Origin of the sequence: Nocardioides sp. NPDC059952, from assembly GCF_042730435.1 — a bacterium.
GTDB lineage: Bacteria > Actinomycetota > Actinomycetes > Propionibacteriales > Nocardioidaceae > Nocardioides.
Map to the genome: position 1 here is coordinate 1 of NZ_JBHWLY010000005.1, position 17,860 is coordinate 17,860.

The 17,860-nt window shown below is 67.8% G+C and carries 18 protein-coding genes; 8 read left to right on the plus strand and 10 right to left on the minus strand.

The genetic code is table 11. The features are described 5' to 3' along the window. Window positions 1-169 precede the first annotated feature (169 nt). Together ACFV9G_RS03460 and ACFV9G_RS03465 are read right to left on the minus strand one after the other, a co-directional pair. A complete protein-coding gene (locus ACFV9G_RS03460) occupies window positions 170-3,157 on the minus strand; it encodes a calcium-binding protein (RefSeq protein ID WP_378724891.1) in 2,988 nt (995 codons plus the stop codon). 130 nt (window positions 3,158-3,287) lie between these two features. Further along, the gene (locus ACFV9G_RS03465; RefSeq protein ID WP_378724893.1) at window positions 3,288-4,688 is read right to left on the minus strand and encodes a hypothetical protein; all 1,401 of its coding nucleotides are present in this window, start codon (window positions 4,686-4,688) and stop codon (window positions 3,288-3,290) included. 61 nt (window positions 4,689-4,749) lie between these two features. On the opposite strand from ACFV9G_RS03465, the gene ACFV9G_RS03470 reads away from it, so the two are divergent. The 4 genes from ACFV9G_RS03470 (at window position 4,750) to ACFV9G_RS03485 (ending at window position 8,054) form a co-directional block, all read left to right on the plus strand. Further along, window positions 4,750-5,325, plus strand: coding sequence for a hypothetical protein (locus ACFV9G_RS03470; protein ID WP_378724895.1), 576 nt, complete (start codon window positions 4,750-4,752; stop codon window positions 5,323-5,325). A gap of 85 nt (window positions 5,326-5,410) precedes the next feature. Beyond that, window positions 5,411-6,217, plus strand: coding sequence for a class I SAM-dependent methyltransferase (locus tag ACFV9G_RS03475; protein WP_378724897.1), 807 nt, complete (start codon window positions 5,411-5,413; stop codon window positions 6,215-6,217). Window positions 6,218-6,248: 31 nt separating this feature from the next. Beyond that, complete coding sequence (locus ACFV9G_RS03480) at window positions 6,249-6,989, plus strand: Clp protease N-terminal domain-containing protein (RefSeq protein WP_378724898.1); 741 nt, start codon at window positions 6,249-6,251, stop codon at window positions 6,987-6,989. Between the two features lie 75 nt (window positions 6,990-7,064). After that, on the plus strand, window positions 7,065-8,054 hold the full coding sequence (locus tag ACFV9G_RS03485) for a hypothetical protein (RefSeq protein ID WP_378724900.1): 990 nt from the start codon (window positions 7,065-7,067) through the stop codon (window positions 8,052-8,054). 57 nt (window positions 8,055-8,111) lie between these two features. Here the strand turns inward: ACFV9G_RS03485 and ACFV9G_RS03490 are convergent, their stop codons facing one another. The 4 genes from ACFV9G_RS03490 to ACFV9G_RS03505 all read right to left on the minus strand — a co-directional run bounded on the left by ACFV9G_RS03490 (window position 8,112) and on the right by ACFV9G_RS03505 (window position 12,390). Beyond that, on the minus strand, window positions 8,112-8,999 hold the full coding sequence (locus tag ACFV9G_RS03490) for a dioxygenase (RefSeq protein WP_378724902.1): 888 nt from the start codon (window positions 8,997-8,999) through the stop codon (window positions 8,112-8,114). Beyond that, window positions 8,999-10,042 carry a maleylacetate reductase gene (locus ACFV9G_RS03495; RefSeq protein ID WP_378724904.1) on the minus strand — a complete coding sequence of 348 codons (1,044 nt, stop codon included), beginning with the start codon at window positions 10,040-10,042 and terminating at the stop codon, window positions 8,999-9,001. The genes ACFV9G_RS03490 and ACFV9G_RS03495 overlap by 1 nt, the downstream gene beginning before the upstream one ends. A gap of 36 nt (window positions 10,043-10,078) precedes the next feature. Beyond that, window positions 10,079-11,869 (minus strand): FAD-dependent oxidoreductase, encoded by a 1,791-nt coding sequence (locus tag ACFV9G_RS03500; RefSeq protein WP_378724905.1) that lies wholly within the window; start codon window positions 11,867-11,869, stop codon window positions 10,079-10,081. A gap of 212 nt (window positions 11,870-12,081) precedes the next feature. Next, window positions 12,082-12,390 carry an ankyrin repeat domain-containing protein gene (locus ACFV9G_RS03505; RefSeq protein ID WP_378724907.1) on the minus strand — a complete coding sequence of 103 codons (309 nt, stop codon included), beginning with the start codon at window positions 12,388-12,390 and terminating at the stop codon, window positions 12,082-12,084. Window positions 12,391-12,522: 132 nt separating this feature from the next. On the opposite strand from ACFV9G_RS03505, the gene ACFV9G_RS03510 reads away from it, so the two are divergent. Next, window positions 12,523-12,771 carry a GIY-YIG nuclease family protein gene (locus ACFV9G_RS03510; RefSeq protein WP_378725138.1) on the plus strand — a complete coding sequence of 83 codons (249 nt, stop codon included), beginning with the start codon at window positions 12,523-12,525 and terminating at the stop codon, window positions 12,769-12,771. 114 nt (window positions 12,772-12,885) lie between these two features. Here the strand turns inward: ACFV9G_RS03510 and ACFV9G_RS03515 are convergent, their stop codons facing one another. Further along, window positions 12,886-13,737 carry an alpha/beta fold hydrolase gene (locus tag ACFV9G_RS03515; RefSeq protein WP_378724909.1) on the minus strand — a complete coding sequence of 284 codons (852 nt, stop codon included), beginning with the start codon at window positions 13,735-13,737 and terminating at the stop codon, window positions 12,886-12,888. 121 nt (window positions 13,738-13,858) lie between these two features. On the opposite strand from ACFV9G_RS03515, the gene ACFV9G_RS03520 reads away from it, so the two are divergent. Together ACFV9G_RS03520 and ACFV9G_RS03525 are read left to right on the plus strand one after the other, a co-directional pair. Further along, complete coding sequence (locus ACFV9G_RS03520; RefSeq protein ID WP_378724911.1) at window positions 13,859-14,317, plus strand: nuclear transport factor 2 family protein; 459 nt, start codon at window positions 13,859-13,861, stop codon at window positions 14,315-14,317. A gap of 33 nt (window positions 14,318-14,350) precedes the next feature. Further along, window positions 14,351-15,571 (plus strand): epoxide hydrolase family protein, encoded by a 1,221-nt coding sequence (locus ACFV9G_RS03525; RefSeq protein ID WP_378724913.1) that lies wholly within the window; start codon window positions 14,351-14,353, stop codon window positions 15,569-15,571. Between the two features lie 56 nt (window positions 15,572-15,627). Here ACFV9G_RS03525 and ACFV9G_RS03530 read toward each other — a convergent pair whose 3' ends face one another. The 3 genes from ACFV9G_RS03530 to ACFV9G_RS03540 are packed head-to-tail and all read right to left on the minus strand — an operon-like array spanning window position 15,628 to window position 17,238. Continuing rightward, a complete protein-coding gene (locus ACFV9G_RS03530; RefSeq protein ID WP_378724916.1) occupies window positions 15,628-16,659 on the minus strand; it encodes an alpha/beta fold hydrolase in 1,032 nt (343 codons plus the stop codon). Next, window positions 16,652-16,816, minus strand: coding sequence for a hypothetical protein (locus ACFV9G_RS03535; RefSeq protein ID WP_378724918.1), 165 nt, complete (start codon window positions 16,814-16,816; stop codon window positions 16,652-16,654). Before ACFV9G_RS03535 ends, ACFV9G_RS03530 begins: the two co-directional genes overlap by 8 nt. Continuing rightward, entirely contained in the window at window positions 16,813-17,238 is a 426-nt protein-coding gene (locus tag ACFV9G_RS03540) for an Ohr family peroxiredoxin (RefSeq protein ID WP_378724920.1), read from the minus strand. Before ACFV9G_RS03540 ends, ACFV9G_RS03535 begins: the two co-directional genes overlap by 4 nt. 183 nt (window positions 17,239-17,421) lie before the next feature. Here ACFV9G_RS03540 and ACFV9G_RS03545 point away from each other — a divergent pair, with 183 nt between their 5' ends. Further along, a complete protein-coding gene (locus tag ACFV9G_RS03545) occupies window positions 17,422-17,859 on the plus strand; it encodes a VOC family protein (RefSeq protein WP_378724922.1) in 438 nt (145 codons plus the stop codon). The last annotated feature ends 1 nt before the right edge of the window (window position 17,860 follow it).

Sequence of the window (17,860 nt, forward strand, 5' to 3'; positions counted from 1 at the left end):
CCGCTCCGCGTGGCGCCCCGGGGGGGGGGCCGGGGGGGGGCGCTCTCTCCTCCCCCCCCCCCCGACTTTTTAAAACAATACAAACCCCACTTATATCTTTTTGTGCGGGGGGGGGGCGTCAACCACCTGTGGTCCCCCCCCCCCCGCGCCACATTTCCCTCAGCCAGTCTCAGGGGATACTGAACCGCCGCTCGACGGCGATCGAGCGGTCTCGTCCCGGGCCGCCGTATCCGCTGTCCAGGCCGGAGCCCCCGTTGAGCACATCTGCTCCGTCGTCACCGTAAAGCTTGTCGGCACCAGTCTCACCGTAAACTCTGTCGTCCCCAGCCCCACCGCGAAGCGTGTCATTCCCACCATCGCCGTGGAGTTGGTCAGCCCCGGCACCACCCGAGACGGCGTCGTATCCGACCCCTCCTCTGATCACGTCGTTGCCGCCGTTTCCGTGAACGCGATCGTTGCCAGCGCCCCCCGTGATCACTTCTGAAACGGGACCGCCTACGAGGACATCGGACCCGGAACCACCGATAAGACGTTCGAAAGCACTGATCAGATCAGCACCAGCACCTCCGGTGTTCTGGGTGCTGGTCAGGCCCATGGACACCGAGAGCGGCCTAGAGATACCCGCGTAGGAGAGGGTGTCGACGCCGCTGCCTCCATACACCCTGTCGTTCCCAGCGCCCGGCAGGATCACATCGTTGCCCGAGCCTCCGCGCAGGAGATTCGAACCCGAGTCACCGCTCAACGTGTCCGAGTAGTTGCTGCCGGTCAGATTCTCGATCCCAGTCATGACATCACTTCCTGACCCGCCTGTGGATCGGGTCGGCGAGACCTTGACGCTCGCAGGCGAGAGCGCGTACGACGCAGTATCGGTCCCGCTTCCTCCTTGCAATCGGTCATTGCCGCCCGAACCGGTGAGCGTGTCATTTCCTGCTCCTCCGTCGAGAACGTTGGTTCCGGACGTACCCGTCAGACTGTCGGTGTGGGCACTTCCGGAGGCATTTTCAACCGTGGCGATGGTGTCCCATCCTGCTCCTACGGTGTCCTGCCGAGCGGTTGTGGATAGGTTGACCCGGACACCCGCCGATGCCGTCCCGTAGCTCACCAGGTCTGTTCCACCACCGCCTGCGATCCGATCCGCTCCCGCGCCACCGTCGATCCGATCGTTGCCCTCTCCACCGGAGATCACGTCGTCGCCGCCACCCGCTGTGATGACGTTGGCGTCGTACGACCCGGTGATGGCGTCCGCGAACCGGGAGCCGATGACGTTGTCGATTCCTGAAGCAACGCCCTGACCCAGCGTGCCGGTCGTCAGGTTCACTGCGACACCTGCAGAGGCCTCGCTGTACGAAACGGTGTCGATCGCGTCGTCGTAGCTGTACGAGCCGTCGTCATGGCCGTAGACAACGTCTACGCCACCGGCGGTATGGATCACGTCAGGGCCGTGGCGGCCCATGATCTCGTTGTCACCGGAGTCGCCGAACAGTGTGTCCGCGTAACGAGAACCCACAAGGCGCTCTACCCCTCTGAGGATGTCGGTGCCAGACGCTTGCGTCCCAGGGACGCTGACTCCACCAAGCCCAACCCTGACCCCTGCAGCGGCATCGTCGTACGACACCGCATCATGGCCCGCCCCGCCGTCAACGACATCGTTGCCCGAGCCCGGATAGAGGGTGTCGTCACTCGCTCCGGCGACCAGTGTGTCGTTGCCACCCTTGCCGTGGATCTCGTCACCGTGCCCGCCGAGCGAGTTGTCGTCGTAGCCGAGTCCATCGATGACGTTCGGCCCGTCACTTCCAGTGAGCGAATCCATGCCGGGCGATCCGATGAGGTTCTCAAAGCCCAGGATCGTCTGGGTCTCCTGTGGCGCGCCGTCGACCCCCCTCACGCCCTGAGGACCGGTGATGGCCAGAGAGACATCCATGCCCGACTCGTAGCCACGGGGAAACTCTCTGTCGGCGTAGGACAGTGTGTCCGTTCCTCCACCACCGTCGGCAACCACGTGGCCGTCAGGCAGGATCACATCATCGCCAGCCCCACCGGCAAGGCTTTGCCCGTAATCGCCGGTGAGCACATCATCGTGTTCTGAGCCTCTGATCCACTCGACCGCGCCGGTGGTGACAGGCCTTTCTGTGAGGTCGACTCCAGTGGACCAGGCGGCGAACGAGACCACGTCGTCGCCCGGGCCCCCGTAGAACTCGTCCTCCAGCCCAGCCACCGGAAAGATGTCGCTCCCGCCACCGCCGGACAGGCGGTTCGTGCGACCCGGAGGCGCGCTTAGGACGTCGTCATGCGAGGAGCCGTCCACGTTCTCGAAGTTGATGATCGTGTCGTTCCCGGATCCCCCCGAGGCCAACCCAGCACCCAGGTCAACGCGGACGCCTGCGTCAGAACTCGCGAAGGTCACCCTGTCAGGTTCTTTGCCCTCCTGATCCGGCCCACCGTCGACCACATCGTTGCCATCACCCGGGTTGACGAGGTCACCGCCGCCGAGAGATTGAACGTGGTCATCGCCGGCGTCGGCCCAGATCGTGTCGTAGCCATCCGTGGCCCGGATCACGTCAGCTCCACCGGTCCCTGCGAAGGCGATTCCGCGCTGGCGCCACTGGCTCGACCCGTCCGCGGACAGATAGAGGTCCACGTAGTCGGTGCCGATCTCCTTCACCGTTGGCGACGCCGCGGCGAAATCGGCCTCGATCGGTGTCGAGAGGTCGCTGTAGATGACCGTCATCGATGACACGTTCGCGGACAGATTCACGAGGTCAGAGCCAGAACCCGGACGGAGGTACGCCGACCCACCTTCAAGGTAGAGCTGGTCGTCTCCCGCTCCGCCGTCAGCAATGAAGTCGGAATGGATCTGATCGTCGCCACCGCCTCCGATCGCCGTGGTGGCACCGGTGATGAGATCGTTTCCCTCGCCGCCGCATACGGTGTCGTTACCCAGCCCGGTGTCGATCACGTCATCGCCGGGCGTCCCCCAGATCACGTCGCTCGCTTCACGGTCAGGGTCTGGGTGCTCAGCCGCGGTGAGGTCGATGGTCACGGGTTCGCCATTGCAGGACAACGGTTCCTCGGCCACCGCTCGCGACGATGCCGTCCCGACCGCGATGCCAGCCATGAGGATGCTGCCGGCGACGTACGCCATCGGATGAATACGCATATTGGAACCTCAGAATCCGATACGGGAAGTCGCTCGTTGGGTCGAGCGCTCGTCAAAACTGTTCTCTGCCGGACGGCAGGCTGGTCGCGATCTCCGATTGCTGGAGCAAGCCGGCGACGACGGCGACTGGTCAGCTCCCGGGGGTCAGCCGCATGATCTGAGTGGTGTTCGACCACACCGACTCCGACCGCTCCTGTGGCGTGATCGCCTCCAACCGCGCCAGGGAGCCGCTGTCTGGTGCGGCAAACGAGAATTCCATGGTCGTCGCGCCGCTAGGTACGACAATGCTCGCTTCCTCCGGAACCAAGACACTCTCGAAGAAGGTCACGATGCGATCGTGATCGGAAGGCCCGGCGAAACGAAGCTGACCGGTCGCGAATTGTCCTGCGGCCACTTCGGCCGGAAGTTCGATGCCGATCAGAGCCGGCTCGAGCGTGACCGGGAGCCGTCGCGTGACCACGCCGTCCGTGACGACGACCGCAACCTCGGCGGTCGTGCCGACCGATCCGACGCATGGCGCGAAGTCCGCCGCCGTGTGTCCTGCTGGGATGTCGACCGTCTCTACGCCGCATCCAGGGAACGACGGCTCGGTGGTGACGCTCAACTGCTTACCTGCAGGACCTGCCTGATGGTCGAGCTTGATCCTGAACCCGCTTGCCTTCCAGGCTTCGGTCGGCGGGGAGACCGCGGTGACTGGCGGCGTGGCGATGCTGAAATCGTCGCCGCTGCGGAAGTCTCGTTTCACCGGGACCTGGACCGTGACACTGGACGTTCCAAGGGTGAAAGTCACCCTCGCGACCGTGTCCTCATCGGGACTCTCGAAGCGCCATGGCCCTTGCGACTGATACAACCAGAAGCCTTTGGCCAAAGGAAAGGTCGCCGGGATGTCAGAAGCCACGGTCGAAGCGATCTTGATCGCTGATCCGTCCAGCGCTTGCCCAGTCAGGGAAAAGCTGAATCGGTAGGTGTTGGCCGCCCACCCATCAGCGGAGAAAGTCACCCCGGCGATACCAGGGTCCAGGACGAGCGACCGGCTCGCCGAACCGACCGCAGACGACACCTTGACGGTGGGCGACGCGGCCGTTGAACTGGCTTCCTTGGCCGAGATCTTCACCGCGAAGCCGACCGATCGTGACTTCGCAGGCACCGTAACGGTAGCCGGTACTGAGAGGCGGCCGTCGTTCGTGCTCAGCTTGAGTACGACCGGCGAGACGGCCACGCATCCCAGCACGATCGAGCCGTTGATCGTACTGGCAGCGTTGGCACGGGTCGGCAAGTTGATGGTGGGAACGCACCGCGCCCTGGTGAATGTCCTCGACTTCTGCTGTCCACCGTGACGGGCCGTGACGGTGCTGGTGCCGGTGGTGCTCGGGATGCTCGTCGTGACCCTGAATGTGGCGCTCTGCTTATCGCGGCCGACGATCACGCTGCTGGGCATCCCGACACCCGAGGACGCGCGTAGCCAGACGGTCTTGGCGCTGGCCGGCAGACAGGTGAGCGTGACCTTGCCGACGGCAGAGGTGCCACCCATGACACTGGCAGGCGACACACCTACGGACTGTGGATAACAGGCTGCCGGCTTCCGCACCAAGGTGGCGCTCAGCGTCCGCTGCCGGAAGGTGGCCCTTATCTTCGAGCTCGTCCTGATGGAGGTGAGGCGGGTCGAGACGGCGAAGGTCTTGGCGCGCGTGCCCCTCGCGACATACACCGCTGTCGGCGCGGACAGACCAGCACCGGCGCTGATCGCGACCTTCGTCCTCGTACGCACCGAACACGACAATTTCACGGTCGCCCTCGTACTTTTGCCGCCCACGACAGTCGACGCGCTCAGGGTGAGAGACGACAGGCGCGGAGAGCATGCCGCCAACGCCGACTCAGCGGCCACGACCGAGAGAGGGACGATCACCGTTACGGCCGCAACAACTGCAGCGACGACAAGGGGCAGAGGCTTCACGGCGACCTACTTCGAGTTCAGGCTCACAACCGACACGGGGAGCGGCGGGAGCCTACTCGATCAGGTGCCCTGCGGGGTATGTATCCGGCGGTACGTCACTGACTCGTTGAAATGCCATCAGGATCGCGCCCATCGATTCGCCAGACGCCGGGCACCGGACCGCCAGCGCGTAGCCGAAGTTGCCATGGCAAGACACCACATCGACACGGGCTAAACAGAACTTGCCCGGAAATCCAGGCCATCGCCTCGACCGTCAACCAGTGGTTGACGTTCGCACTTCGTCAACCTAGAGTTGACGCATGGCCACTTCTGAATCCGCCGCCGCGCACCGACAACGACAGATGGCCGAGTCGTTCGGGGCTGACGCCGACCGTTACGACCGAGCACGGATGGCCTATCCCGACGAGCTGATCGCCCGGATCCTGAAACTCTCCCCGGGTCCCGAGGTACTGGATGTCGGGTGTGGGACGGGGATCGAGGCCAGGCAGCTTCAGGCGATCGGCGCAAGCGTGCTCGGCGTCGAGCCGGACGGTCGGATGGCGGCGTACGCCCGCTCGCGCGGGCTCGTCGTGGAGGAGTCGAGGTTCGAGGACTGGGATGCCGCAGGGCGTACGTTCGACGCCGTCATCTCAGCGCAGGCGTGGCACTGGGTGGACCCGGTTGCCGGCGCCGCGAAAGTGAGAGACGCGCTGCGCCCCGGCGGGTTGTTCGCGGCCTTCTGGAACGTCTATGAGCCGCCCGCGTCGGTCGGCGATGCACTTCTCGAGTGCCTGAGGGACGTCGCGCCCGACCTCCCGCTCGGCTTGGGCGCCATGAAGCAGGCCGACAAGACGTACGAAGAGGGTGCCCGGCAGGTCGGCGAGCGCTTCGTCGACCTCGGCGGGTTCGCAGAGCCGGAGCCGTGGCGGTTCTCGTGGTCGCGTGACTTCACCCGCGAGGAGTGGCTCGACTTCGTGCCGACACAAGGCTTCCTCACCCGGCTCTCGCGCGAACAGTGTGCGCCGGTGTTGGAGGTGGTCGGTGCGGCCATCGACGACCTCGGCGGGAAGTTCACCCTGAACACCGTCACGGTGGGCATCGCGATCCCACTCCGGCGAGTGCCATGACTGTCATTTCAGATCGACCTAGGAGAAACGCATGACCAGCACCCCAGACCCTGCCCTCAAGGCCGTACGCCTCGACACCCTGATCGACTCGATCAAGAAGGCTCGGGACGAGCCCCTTGACCAGCTGGCCGACGCGATGGTGGTCGGCGAGCACCTGGGCGAGGTGGCCGACCATCTGATCGGGCACTTCGTCGACCAGGCTCGCCGCTCCGGCGCCTCCTGGACCGAGATCGGGACCCGGATGGGGGTGACGAAGCAGGCCGCCCAGAAGAAGTACGTCCCCAAGGCCGGCGACCAGTCGCTCGACCCGAACGCCGGGTTCGCGAAGTTCACCCCGCGTGCCCGGACGGTGGTCGTCGCCGCCCAGGGGGAGGCACGGAAGGCCGCGAACGCGGAGACCGGCGTACCTCACCTCGTGCTTGGCCTCCTCGCCGAGCCGGAGGGCGTCGCGGGCCACGCGATCAGGGCCCAGGACGTGACCCTCGACGCCGTGCGCGCGGCGGCGACCGCGGCTACCCCGGAGCCCTACGGCGAGGTCGGCGAGATGATCCCGTTCACCGCCGACGCCAAGAAGGTGCTCGAGCTGACCTTCCGCGAGGCCCTGCGGCTCGAGCATTCCTACGTCGGCACCGAGCACATCCTGCTCGCCCTCCTCGAGCACGAGGACGGCGCCGGGATCCTCCATGAGGCCGGGATCGAGAAGGAGAGCACCGAGCAGAGCATCACCTCGATCCTCGACTCGCTCAAGGTCGACTTCGACCCGGGTACCTGATCTGAGGGACCGCCGGCACGAGCGAGCTGCGTGTGCCGGCGGTTTCGGTACTTTCCGAGGATCTGGAGGTACCCCATGCCACGCTTTTTCGGCCGACTCGTCCTCGGCCTCGTCCTGGCCGTCGCCGTCCTCAACGTGCCTGCCGCGGTGACGCCGTCGCCGGCGGAGGCAGCCTGTCGGCCGGCGCTCAAGTCGCTGACCCTCGCCAGGAGCAGTGTGGCCGGAGGCGCCTCGACCACCGCCACGATCCGGTTGACCTGCCGGACACCCAGGCGCGCCAAGGTCGCCCTGTGGGCGAGCACCGGCATCCGGGTCCCGGCGTACGTCTATGTCGCCGGCGGCCGGAGCACGCGCGAGGTCACCGTCCGGACCTCACCCACGACGGTCCGGACCAGCGGCAGGGTCAAGGCGACCTACAAGGGAGTCGTACGCCGCGTGACACTCATCCGCACGGTCACCCCGTGCTACCCCACGCCGGTGCCGACCACCGTGGCCCTGCCCGCCTACGTCCATGCCGGGCAGCGCGCCACCGGGACGGTCACACTCGACTGCGTCGCCAAGACGTCCCTGGCGGTGAGCCTCACCTCGAGCTCGTCCTGGGTCACGGTCCCGGGCACGCTCACGATCCAGGCCGGGTGGCGTACGGCGTCCTTCACGGCGGTCACGAAGGCGCCCGCCACCGGGACCCTGCCCGCGTTCAACGTCACGATCAAGGCGACCCGGAACCGGACGAGCGCCACCCGGGTGATGCAGGTCCGGCCGGAGATCCGAACGTTTAGGGAGGGGGATCGGTTCACGGTGAACGAGCCGATCCTGACGCCCGAGGGGACCGAGGGCTGGGTGCACGGGACCCTCCGGATCACCCTGGACCATCCGGCCCCGCCGGGCGGGCTCGACGTGAAGGGATCCTTCCTCCCCGAAGGCGAGACCGTGACCGAGGTGCCGATCGGGTTCGACTCCTATCCGCCGGACTCCCGCGTGACCGATCACCTCGTGATCACGGACTCCGCCGGCAACGTCCTGGTCCACGAGGAGTTCACCTACATCGTCCATCGGGCCCCCTGAGGGGGTCCCTGACGTGCCCGGGCAACACCCCTGTGGCCGAAGCACGCCAGGGACGTTTCAGGCCCCCACTGGCGCGAGGACGATGTCGAACCGCACCGACGACCAGGTGCCGTCGACGGCCCGGCCGTCCGGCGTCGGCGTCCCGGCGGGCTGCTGCTCGAACCGCTTGATCAGCGACTCCTTGACCCCGAAGACGGTGTCCTTCCAGCCGATCGGGTCGCCCTCCGGGAAGATGTGGGTGACCAGGGTGCGGCAGCCCTCGTGGGTGACCATGAAGTGCAGGTGCGAGGCGCGCAGCGGCGAGCGTCCGACCGCGGCCAGCATCTTGCCGACGGGACCGTCGTCGGGGATCGGGTACGGCGTGGGCGTCAGCCCCCAGAACCGGTAGCCGCCCTCGGCGTCGGTGAACAGGTGCGCCCGGGCCGCCCGCGCGCCGGCATCCCGCTGCACGTCGTAGAGCCCGTCCTCGTCCGCCTCCCAGACCTCGATCTTGGCTCCGACCAGCGGCTTTCCATCGGTGCCGGTGACCGTTCCGGTGACCCAGCACGGCTCACCCGGGGCCCCGAAGGCCATGTCCCCACCCAGCTCGATCCCCGGTGAGTCCTCCACGAAGAACGGCCCGAAGACCGTGGCCTCGGTCGCGTCGGCGTACGCCTGGTTGTTGATGTTGATCGTCTGCATCGAGGCGCCGAGGGTGTCGGAGAGGAGGATGAACTCCTGGCGTACGTCGTCGGTGATGTGGCCGGCCTTCGTCAGGAAATCGATGGCCGCACCCCACTCCTCCTCGGTGAGGCGTACGTCGCGGATGAAGGCGTGCAGGTGACGCGTCAGCGAGACCATGACCTCTTTCAGGCGCGGGTCCTCGCAGGCGTCGAAGGACGCGACCACGGTGTCGACCAGGGTCTGCTCGACCGCCTGCTGCTCCGGCGAGATCTCGGTGCTCATCAGCTCTCCTCTCCCATCCACGCCGCGGTCAGCAGCGCGGTCAGGTTCTCCTCGGTGACCGGGGTCGGGTTGTTGTCGGGGATGGCGGCCATGATCGGGGCGACCGCCTTGGCGATGCCGTCCTCGGGCATGCCGAAGTCCTTGAGCGCCCTCGGCGCAGACAGTCTCGTACGCAGCTCCGCCAGCCCCGCCACGGCGCTCGGCGCCCCGAAGGCCGCCGCGATCCGTGCCTCCGCCTCGGGGGCGGACGGTGCGTTGAAGGCGAGCACATGCGGCAGCACGACCGCGTGGGTCTGGGCGTGCGGCAGGTTGAACATGCCGCCGAGCACGTGGCAGATCTTGTGGTGCATCCCCGAGCCGGCGGACGTGAAGGAGACCGCCGCCAGGTAGGCGCCGTAGAGGGTCTGCTCGATCCCTTCGACGCTCGCACCGTCCGACGCGACCAGCGGCAGTCCGGTGGCGAGCCCCCGGATCCCCTCGGCCGCGAACACCTGGTCGATCGGGTCCACTCGCGGACCCCACATCGCGTCGACGCAGTGCGCGAGCGCGTTCAGGCCGCTGGCGACGGTCATCTCGCCGGGCAGCGTGGTCAGCAGCGAGGCGTCGTAGACGACCGACCTCGGCAGCACGCGGGCGTCGATGCCGGTCGTCTTGGTCTCGCCCGAGGTCAGGCCCCAGACGTTGGTCGCCTCGGACCCGGCGTACGTCGTCGGGACCGCCACGATCGGCAGGCCCGTGGTGAGCGCGATGGCCTTGGCCAGGCCCGTGGTCGAGCCGCCGCCGACGCACACCAGCGCGTCGACCGCGGACTCGGCCGCCCGGTCCCGGGCGCGCTCGGCGACCTCGACCGGGACGTGCATCACGACCTCGTCGTGGCGCACCGCGACCGGGACGAGATCGGTCACCCGGGCGGCGAGCTCGGCCTCGCGCGCGGAGGCGATGACCATCACCCGCTCTGCACCGAGTGTCTCGATCTCGGCGGCCACCGCCGCGGGTGCCTCGCCGGTGGCGAAGCGGACCCGCTGCGGCAGCGATTCATGCATGAACTCCATGAGATTCCCCCCGCTCAGCCGGAACGATCAGGCTTTGCCCAGCAGCGTCGCGACCGCCTCGCCCAGCACGGCGCCGGGGTCGTCGGGAAGCGACATGGAGCGCCAGGCGACGTGCTTGTCGGGACGGACCAGGATCGCGCCCGACTCCTCGACCTCGCGGAGCTTGGCCCAGTCGAAGTAGAGATCGGTCACCTCCCGGCCGGGACCGATCACGACGGTCTGGAGCGGGATCCCGAACTTCGTCCGGGCCGCCTCCGCAGCATCTGACCACGCCTCGCCGGCGACGCCGGTGATCAGCGTCCACTGCGAGTAGGGGGCGAGGTCGAGCATCGCGTGCTTCTCGACGTTGTCGCCGACCCAGGCGTGCGGCAGGTGAGCGCCCGGCGAGGTGGACATCCGGTGGTAGAGGTCCTCGTCGTCGGTCGGCGCGGGCCGGGTGCCGTCGGAGACGATCGCGTCGGACTCGTAGAACTGGCCGAGCTCGACGCCGTGAGCGTTGAACTCGTAGTTCTTGCGCTCCATCGCGGTGACCAGCGCGGCCCGCTTGGCCGCGCCCTCGGGGGTGTTCGCCTTGCGCTCCTCGATGGCCTTGGCCATCTCCTCGCCCTCGAGACCGACGACACCGAGCGCCTCGAAGAGCTCACCGAACTCGCGCGCGGACTGGTTGGCGCGGGTGACGATGCGCTTGGCGACGGGGGCACGCTCGGCGGAGTAGGACTCCAGGAGCGACGGCTCGGCGTAGCCCTGGACCACGGCAGCGAGCTTCCAGGCCAGGTTGTAGGAGTCCTGGATGGACGTGTTCGAGCCGAGGCCGTTCGACGGCGGGTGCCGGTGGATGGCGTCGCCGGCGCAGAAGACGCGCCCCTTCTGGGCGTGGGTGGCGTACATCTCGTTCACACCCCACAGCGAGTAGCCGGTCACGTCCGGCTCCAGGTCGGGCATCCCGAGCAGGTCGCGGATGACCTTGACCGCGTACTCCTCGGTCAGCTCGGGCGGCGGCTGGTTGATGTCGTAGCCCCACACGATCAGCCACTCGTCCCAGGGGCGGACCATGCGGACCAGACCGGTGCCGATGCCGCCGACGTTCGAGCCCGGCTGGATGACCCAGTAGAGGACGGAGGGGCGGTGGTCGACGAGCTCGGAGAGGTCGGCCTTGAAGGTGATGTTCATCGACCCGGCGATGTCCATCGCGCCCTCGAGCGGCAGGTCGATGTCGGCGCCGACCTGGGTGCGGGCGCCGTCGGCGCCGATGAGGAACTTCGACCGGATCTTGTACTCGTGGCCGGTCAGCCGGTCGCGGGCGATCGTGGTGACACCCTCGTCGTCCTGGGTGTGGCTGAGGTATTCGGTGGAGAACCGCGTCTGGGTGCCGCGCTCGGTCGCGTTGCGGACCAGGATCGGCTCGAGGTACGTCTGCGGGATGTCGACGGTCAGGCACGGGCTCGCCAGCTGGTAGTCGGCCTCCCGGTCCGGGCGGGTGCCCCAGGTGCGGATCCGGCCGATCTCCTCGCCGGCGATGCTCGTGCAGAAGACGGTGTCCCCGACGAGCTCGTGCGGCGTCGCGTCGGCCAGCACCTGCTCCTCGATGCCCAGGTCGCGGAAGATCTCCATCGCGCGCTGGTTGGTGATGTGCGCCCGCGGGGTGTTCGCGGTCCAGCGGTACTTCGTGATCATGATGTTGTCGACACCGAGCTCGCTCAGGAAGAGCGCAGCGGACGCACCGGCCGGGCCGGATCCCACGACGAGGACGTCGGTGGTCACGACATCCTCGGTCTCGGGGACCTCGGTCTCCTGCTGGCCGTCGTCGAAGACTGGCATGTTCTCACCTTTCTGAGACCGCGGCGGGGTGTGGGATCGCAGTCTCAAGGCGAGTCTTACCGGCCCGATCGGGCCGCTTCAAAGGTGGGGTCGCGGGTTGGCGGAAATGCGTACGGATCACCGCTGGTCGAGCCGCCGAAGCCGCTAGGCGGAGGCGTGTCGAGACCAACACGGTCGTTTACCGCTCCGGCTGGCCGGCGATCACCTTCAGCTCACTTTGCCAAGCCTTCGATCAGAGCGACCGCGAGCCAGTGCCCGCCAGTCCTCGCCATATGAAAAGCCGATCCTGCACCATGCCCCTCGGTCGACCGGTGTGGGTCGGCTCCGCGAGCCAGCAGGTACGCCGTGACATCAACGTGCAATGGTTCACCAGACTGCGTGTGCCCATCAAGCTCGACATCGATCGCGCGCTGCAACAAGGTCATGCCGCCATCCGACTCTTCAACATCCACACCGGCATCGAGCAGGGTCCTCAACCATGGGAGATCCTCGTTCTCAACTGCGGAATGCGCCGGGGTCATCGTTGTTTTCTCCAGATCAGCGATCGAGGTGTCCGGTAGGCACACAGCAATCCTCGTGGGGCCAAGTTGTCGGTGCTCTCGCCAAGAATGACTGACATGGCCTTCATGTACATCCTTCGTTGCCGCGACCACATGCTGTACGTCGGCAGCACCGTAGACCTCGAAAAGAGATTGGCCGCGCACAACGCTGGGCAAGGTGCCGAGTTCACTGCTCGGCGTCTGCCAGTGACCTTGGCGTACGCAGAGGAACATCAGCGGATCGAGGATGCCTATCGACGCGAGAAACAGGTCCAGGGGTGGAGTCGGGCAAAGCGGGAGGCACTGATAGCCGGAGACTTCGAGCGGCTGCACGATCTGGCTCGGCGTCGAGGGAAGTCGTAGCGGTAGTCCGACTGTGTTGGTCTCGACACGCCTCCGCCTAGCGGCTCCGGCGGCTCGACCGGCGGCATGCCCGATGATCGGGCCAGCGAGCCGAAGGCCCGACCGACACCACCTCTAGCGCGGGAGCCACTCCTGGACTGCGGCGATGGTCGAGTCCGGCTTCCGGGCCCACTTGAAGTGGTCGATGCCGGGCTCGTCCAGGTGGACGCGGGCGACCTCGAGGCCCGGCATGCGACGCTGGATCTCGTCGACCGTCGCGCTCGGGGCCAGCCAGTCGCCCTCGATGGAGACGATCAACGCGGGCTTCGCGAGGGCGCGCATGGCCGGGGTGACGTCGCGGGCCGGGCTGCCGAGCCGGAGCCGGCCGGTGCGGGCGTACCGCGCCCATTCCCTCATCAGGGTGCGGGCCTCGCGGCCGGCGAACTTGAGCTGCTTGCCGGGGAAGTGGCCGACGACGCGACCGACCAGGCCCATCGCCTGGCTGGCGACCAGGAAGCCCGGGCCGTAGTTGCGCCAGTAGGGCGTCTGCGAGGCGACGTAGATCAGGCCGGCGACCCGGTCGGGGTGCAGGGCCGCGTAGGCGCTGGCGGCCTGGCCGCCGAGGCTGTGCCCGAGGACGTACGCCGCGCCGGCCGAGGCCGGGATCAGCTCGCCGAGGCGGTCGACGGCCGCGGCGATGTCGTCGACGAGGTCGGCGTAGCCGAAGTCGTAGGACCAGCCCGCGACGCGCCCGCCGAGCTCCTCGTGGCCACGCTGCTCCATCCGGCCGACGTTGATCCCCGCCTCCGCGAAGGCCACGATCAGCTTGTCGTAGTAGCCGGCCGGCATGCCCATCGCGGGCACGACCAGCAGCGTCGGCGCCTCGGGGTCCGCCGCACGGACCACGGTCAGCGTGAAGCTGGTGCCCTCGGCACGCTCGATGCCGTACGCCTCAGGGATGGTCGTGGGGGACGAAGTCTCGGTCACCCGAGCAATGTTACCCGCCAGTAAGGCGACGGGTTCACTCCGCCGAGATTCTGGACTTGTGGGTCCAAATTTCGCGGAGCATCCTGTTTGGACCAAGTAGTCCACACAGGAAGGAAATCTCATGGAGACCCTCGAGCGACTCGGCATCACCGAGGACGTACGCCGTCTGATGGCCCGCTACGTCCGCTACGCCGACCACCAGCGCTGGCAGGACCTGGCGAACCTGTTCACCGAGGACGGCACCTTCACCCCGCACAAGCCGGACGGGTCGGTCTGGCTGCACATGAACGGACGCGAGGAGATCACCGCGACGGTCGGCGCGAGCGGCGGCCCCGGCGTCACCCTGATCCACCACCTGTTCTCCGACGAGATCGACGTCGACTCCGAGACGAGCGCGAACGGCGTCTTCGCGATGGAGGACATCGTCACCCGGCCCGAGGACGCCGAGCTGTCCGAGGCCATCCCTTTCCGCCGCATGCACGGGTTCGGCCACTACCACGCCCGGTTCGTCAAGACCGACGGCTCCTGGCGGATCGCCGAGCTGACCCAGACCCGCGTCCGGCTCGACTTCACCAACTGACCTTCACACCGAACAGAGAGAGCAGCACACACCGTGACCGAGGCGACCCCTTTCAAGATCGACGTCCCGCAGGACGCCCTGGACGACCTCCGGGACCGCCTGAGGCGGACCCGCTTCTTCGACGACCTCGACAACGAGGAGGGCTACTACGGGATCAGCACCGCGTACCTCAAGCCTCTCGTCGAGTACTGGGCCGACGGCTTCGACTGGCGCGCCCAGGAGGAGCGGCTCAACACCTACGACCGCCACCAGGTCGAGATCGACGGCACGCCGGTGCACTTCGTCCACGTACGCGGCAAGGGCCCCGACCCGGTCCCGCTGATCATCCACCACGGCTGGCCGTGGCCCGGCGAGTTCAGCTACCAGCTCATCGAGCCGTTGACCGACCCGGCCGCCCACGGCGGCGACCCCTCGTTGTCGTTCGACGTGATCATCCCGGACCTCCCCGGCTTCGGCTTCTCGACGCCCGTCGGCCGTGGCGACCTGAACTACTGGAAGATCGCCGACATCATGCACGAGCTGATGACCGGGGTGCTCGGCTACGAGAAGTACGCGGTGGCCGGCTCCGACTACGGCGCCCTCGTCACGAGCGCGCTGGGCCACAAGTACGCCGACAGCATCATCGGCCTGCACTACGGCCATGATCTCGTCCCCGGGATGTTCGAGAACGAGCGGTTCTGGGACCTGACCGACGGGGCCAAGGTCCCCGAGGACGCCTCGGCGGAGTGGCGGGCCGGCTGGACGTACTTCGTCGACACGTACGCCTCGCACGTCGCCGCGCACATGCTGGACGGCTCGACGCTGACGCACGGCCTCAACGATTCCCCGATCGGGATGCTGGCCTGGCTGCTCAAGCGCTGGAAGTCCTGGAGCGACAAGCGGGGCGACTTCGAGGAGGCGTTCCCGCGTGACTTCATCCTCACCCAGGCGACCATCTTCTGGGTGACGCAGTCGATCGGCACCTCCATCCGGATGTACCGCAACGCGGAGCGCTACCGGTTCGTGCCCTCTCACGACCGTCGGCCGGTCGTGGAGCCGCCGGCCGGGTTCACGTTCCTGCTCGGCGACGCGTACCCACCGGCCATCGACACGGTCGAGGACCGGATCGCCTCCTTCGAGAACGGCCCGACGCGCGGGATGTTCAACGTGGTCAACGTCAACGCCCACCTGAAGGGTGGCCACTTCGTCCACTACGAGAACCCCGAGGCGTTCGCCGCCGACCTGCAGGAGACCTTCCGCCGGATCCTCGGCTGACCTGAACGACAGAGCCGCCCCGATCCTCCTGGATCGGGGCGGCTCCGGCTCACGACTCAGAGGGAGTCGGCGTCCACCACGGCGCGGGCGAACTCCAGCGGCGCCTCCTGCGGCACGTTGTGACCGATACCGGCCAGCGTGCGGTGGTCGTAGGGGCCGGTGAAGTGGTCGCGGTAGCCGGCACCGTCGCCGGCGGGCGTGAACGGGTCCTTCTCACCGTCGAGGGTGATGGTCGGGACCGAGATCGACGGCCCGGCGGCGAGCTTGCGCTCGAGGGCGTCGTAGCGTCGGTCGCCGTCGGCCAGGCCCTGCCGCCAGCGGTAGTTGTGGAGCACGATGTCGACGTAGTCCGGGTTGCCGAAGGCCTCGGCCGAGCGCAGGAAGGTCGCCTCGTCGAAGGCCCAGGTGGGCGAGTTGAAGCGCCAGACCAGGCGGCCGAGGTCGACGCGGTACGTCTCGTCCGCGAGGCCCTGGGCGCCGCGCTCGGTCGCGAAGTAGTACTGGTACCACCACGCCCACTCCGCGGCCGGCGGGAGCGGCTTCTTCTGGGTCTCCCGGTTGGTGATGAGGTAGCCCGTGACGGAGACGAGCGCCTTGACCCGCTCCGGCCACAGCGCGGCGATGATGTCGGCCGTACGCGAACCCCAGTCGTAACCCGCGAGCACTGCCTGCTCGATCCCGAGGGCGTCCATCAGGTCGATGATGTCGAGGGCGACCCGGGACTGCTGGGCGTTGCGGAACGTCCGGCTCGAGAGGAAGGTCGTGCTGCCGTGCCCGCGCAGGTGCGGCACGATCGCGCGGTAGCCCTGGGCCGCCAGGATCGGCGCCACGTCGGCGAAGCTGTGGATGTCGTACGGCCAGCCGTGCAGCAGGACGACCGGCCGGCCGTCGCGCGGGCCCAGGTCGACGTACCCGACGCTGAGCTCGCCGGCCTCGATCTGCAGGACGTCCTCGAACGAGGTGCTCTCCGGGGCGTGCGGACGCCTCCGGGGTGCCTGGCCGGCGGCCGGGCCTCCTCCGGCTGCGATCAGCGCCGTCGTGCCCGCGGCCAGACCGACCGCCTTGGTGAAGCTCCGTCGATCAAGCATGGAAGTCTCTCTCTGCGTGGATGGTGGCCGGATACGGAAGCCGATACGGGAGCCACGGGCTGGACCAGCCGAGCGCGGTGGTCGCGGCGAGCAGCAGGACGTCGGCCGCCCGGGCCAGTGCGTCGACCGACCCGGGCTGGGTGTCGCTCGAGGTCACTTGGCTCGCGCGATGATCTCGACCGGGACGTTGCCGGTGATGGCCTTCGAGTACGGGCAGGTCTGGTGGGCCTTCTCGGCGAGGCGCTGGATGGTCTCCTCGTCGACGCCGCCGGCCACGACCTCGAGCTTCGCGGTCAGGAAGAAGCCCTGCGTCTCATCGTGGTTGAGCGTGACGTCGGCCGTGATCTCGATGCCGTCGAGGCGGATCTTCTCGGCGCCCGCCGCGAGCCGGAGCGCACCCATGAAGCAGCCCGACCAGCCGGCCGCGAAGAGCTGCTCGGGGTTGGTGCCGCCGCCGGCGCCGCCGAGCTCGGTGGGGGTCGCGAGGACCTGGTCGATGGCCCCGTCGTTCGACGCGATGTGGCCGCCGTTGCGTCCCTCGCCCGTGGTGGTGACGGTGCCGGTGTAGCTGAGTGCCATGGTGATGTTCTCCTGTGGTGAGGTGTCTTTCTCGACGCCCTGACTCTCTCGGCAGACCCACTGGCCGGACACCAGGGAAGGACACTGGCCGACCCACGGGTCACCCACCGGTGTCCCGGCGCCAGGCATCACCAGTGGCTCGACCGCGGGCGCGTCGTCCGTCCGTTGGGCCACAGTGCCGACATGGACTACAGACTCGAGCTGCTCGTGCTTCCGGTCTCCGACGTCGACCGGGCCAAGGCCTTCTACCACCGGATCGGCTTCCGGGAGGACGCCGACTACATCGACGACCACGACTTCCGCGTCGTACAGCTGACCCCACCGGGCTCCCCGACCTCCATCATCATCGGGCGCGGGATCACGGGCGCCGAGCCGGGCTCGGTGCAGAACCTCCACCTCTTCGTCACCGACATCGAGCGGGCCCGGCGCGACCTGCTCGGCTGCGGTGTCGAGGTGAGCGAGATCTTCCACGACTCCGGCGGGGTGTTCCCGCACGCCGGGACCGCGCACCGGCTGGCCGGGCTGAGCCCCGGCCGGAGGTCGTACGCCTCGTTCGCCTCGTTCGCCGATCCGGACGGCAACGGCTTCCTGCTCCAGGAGGTGAGCGAACGCGCGTCATAAT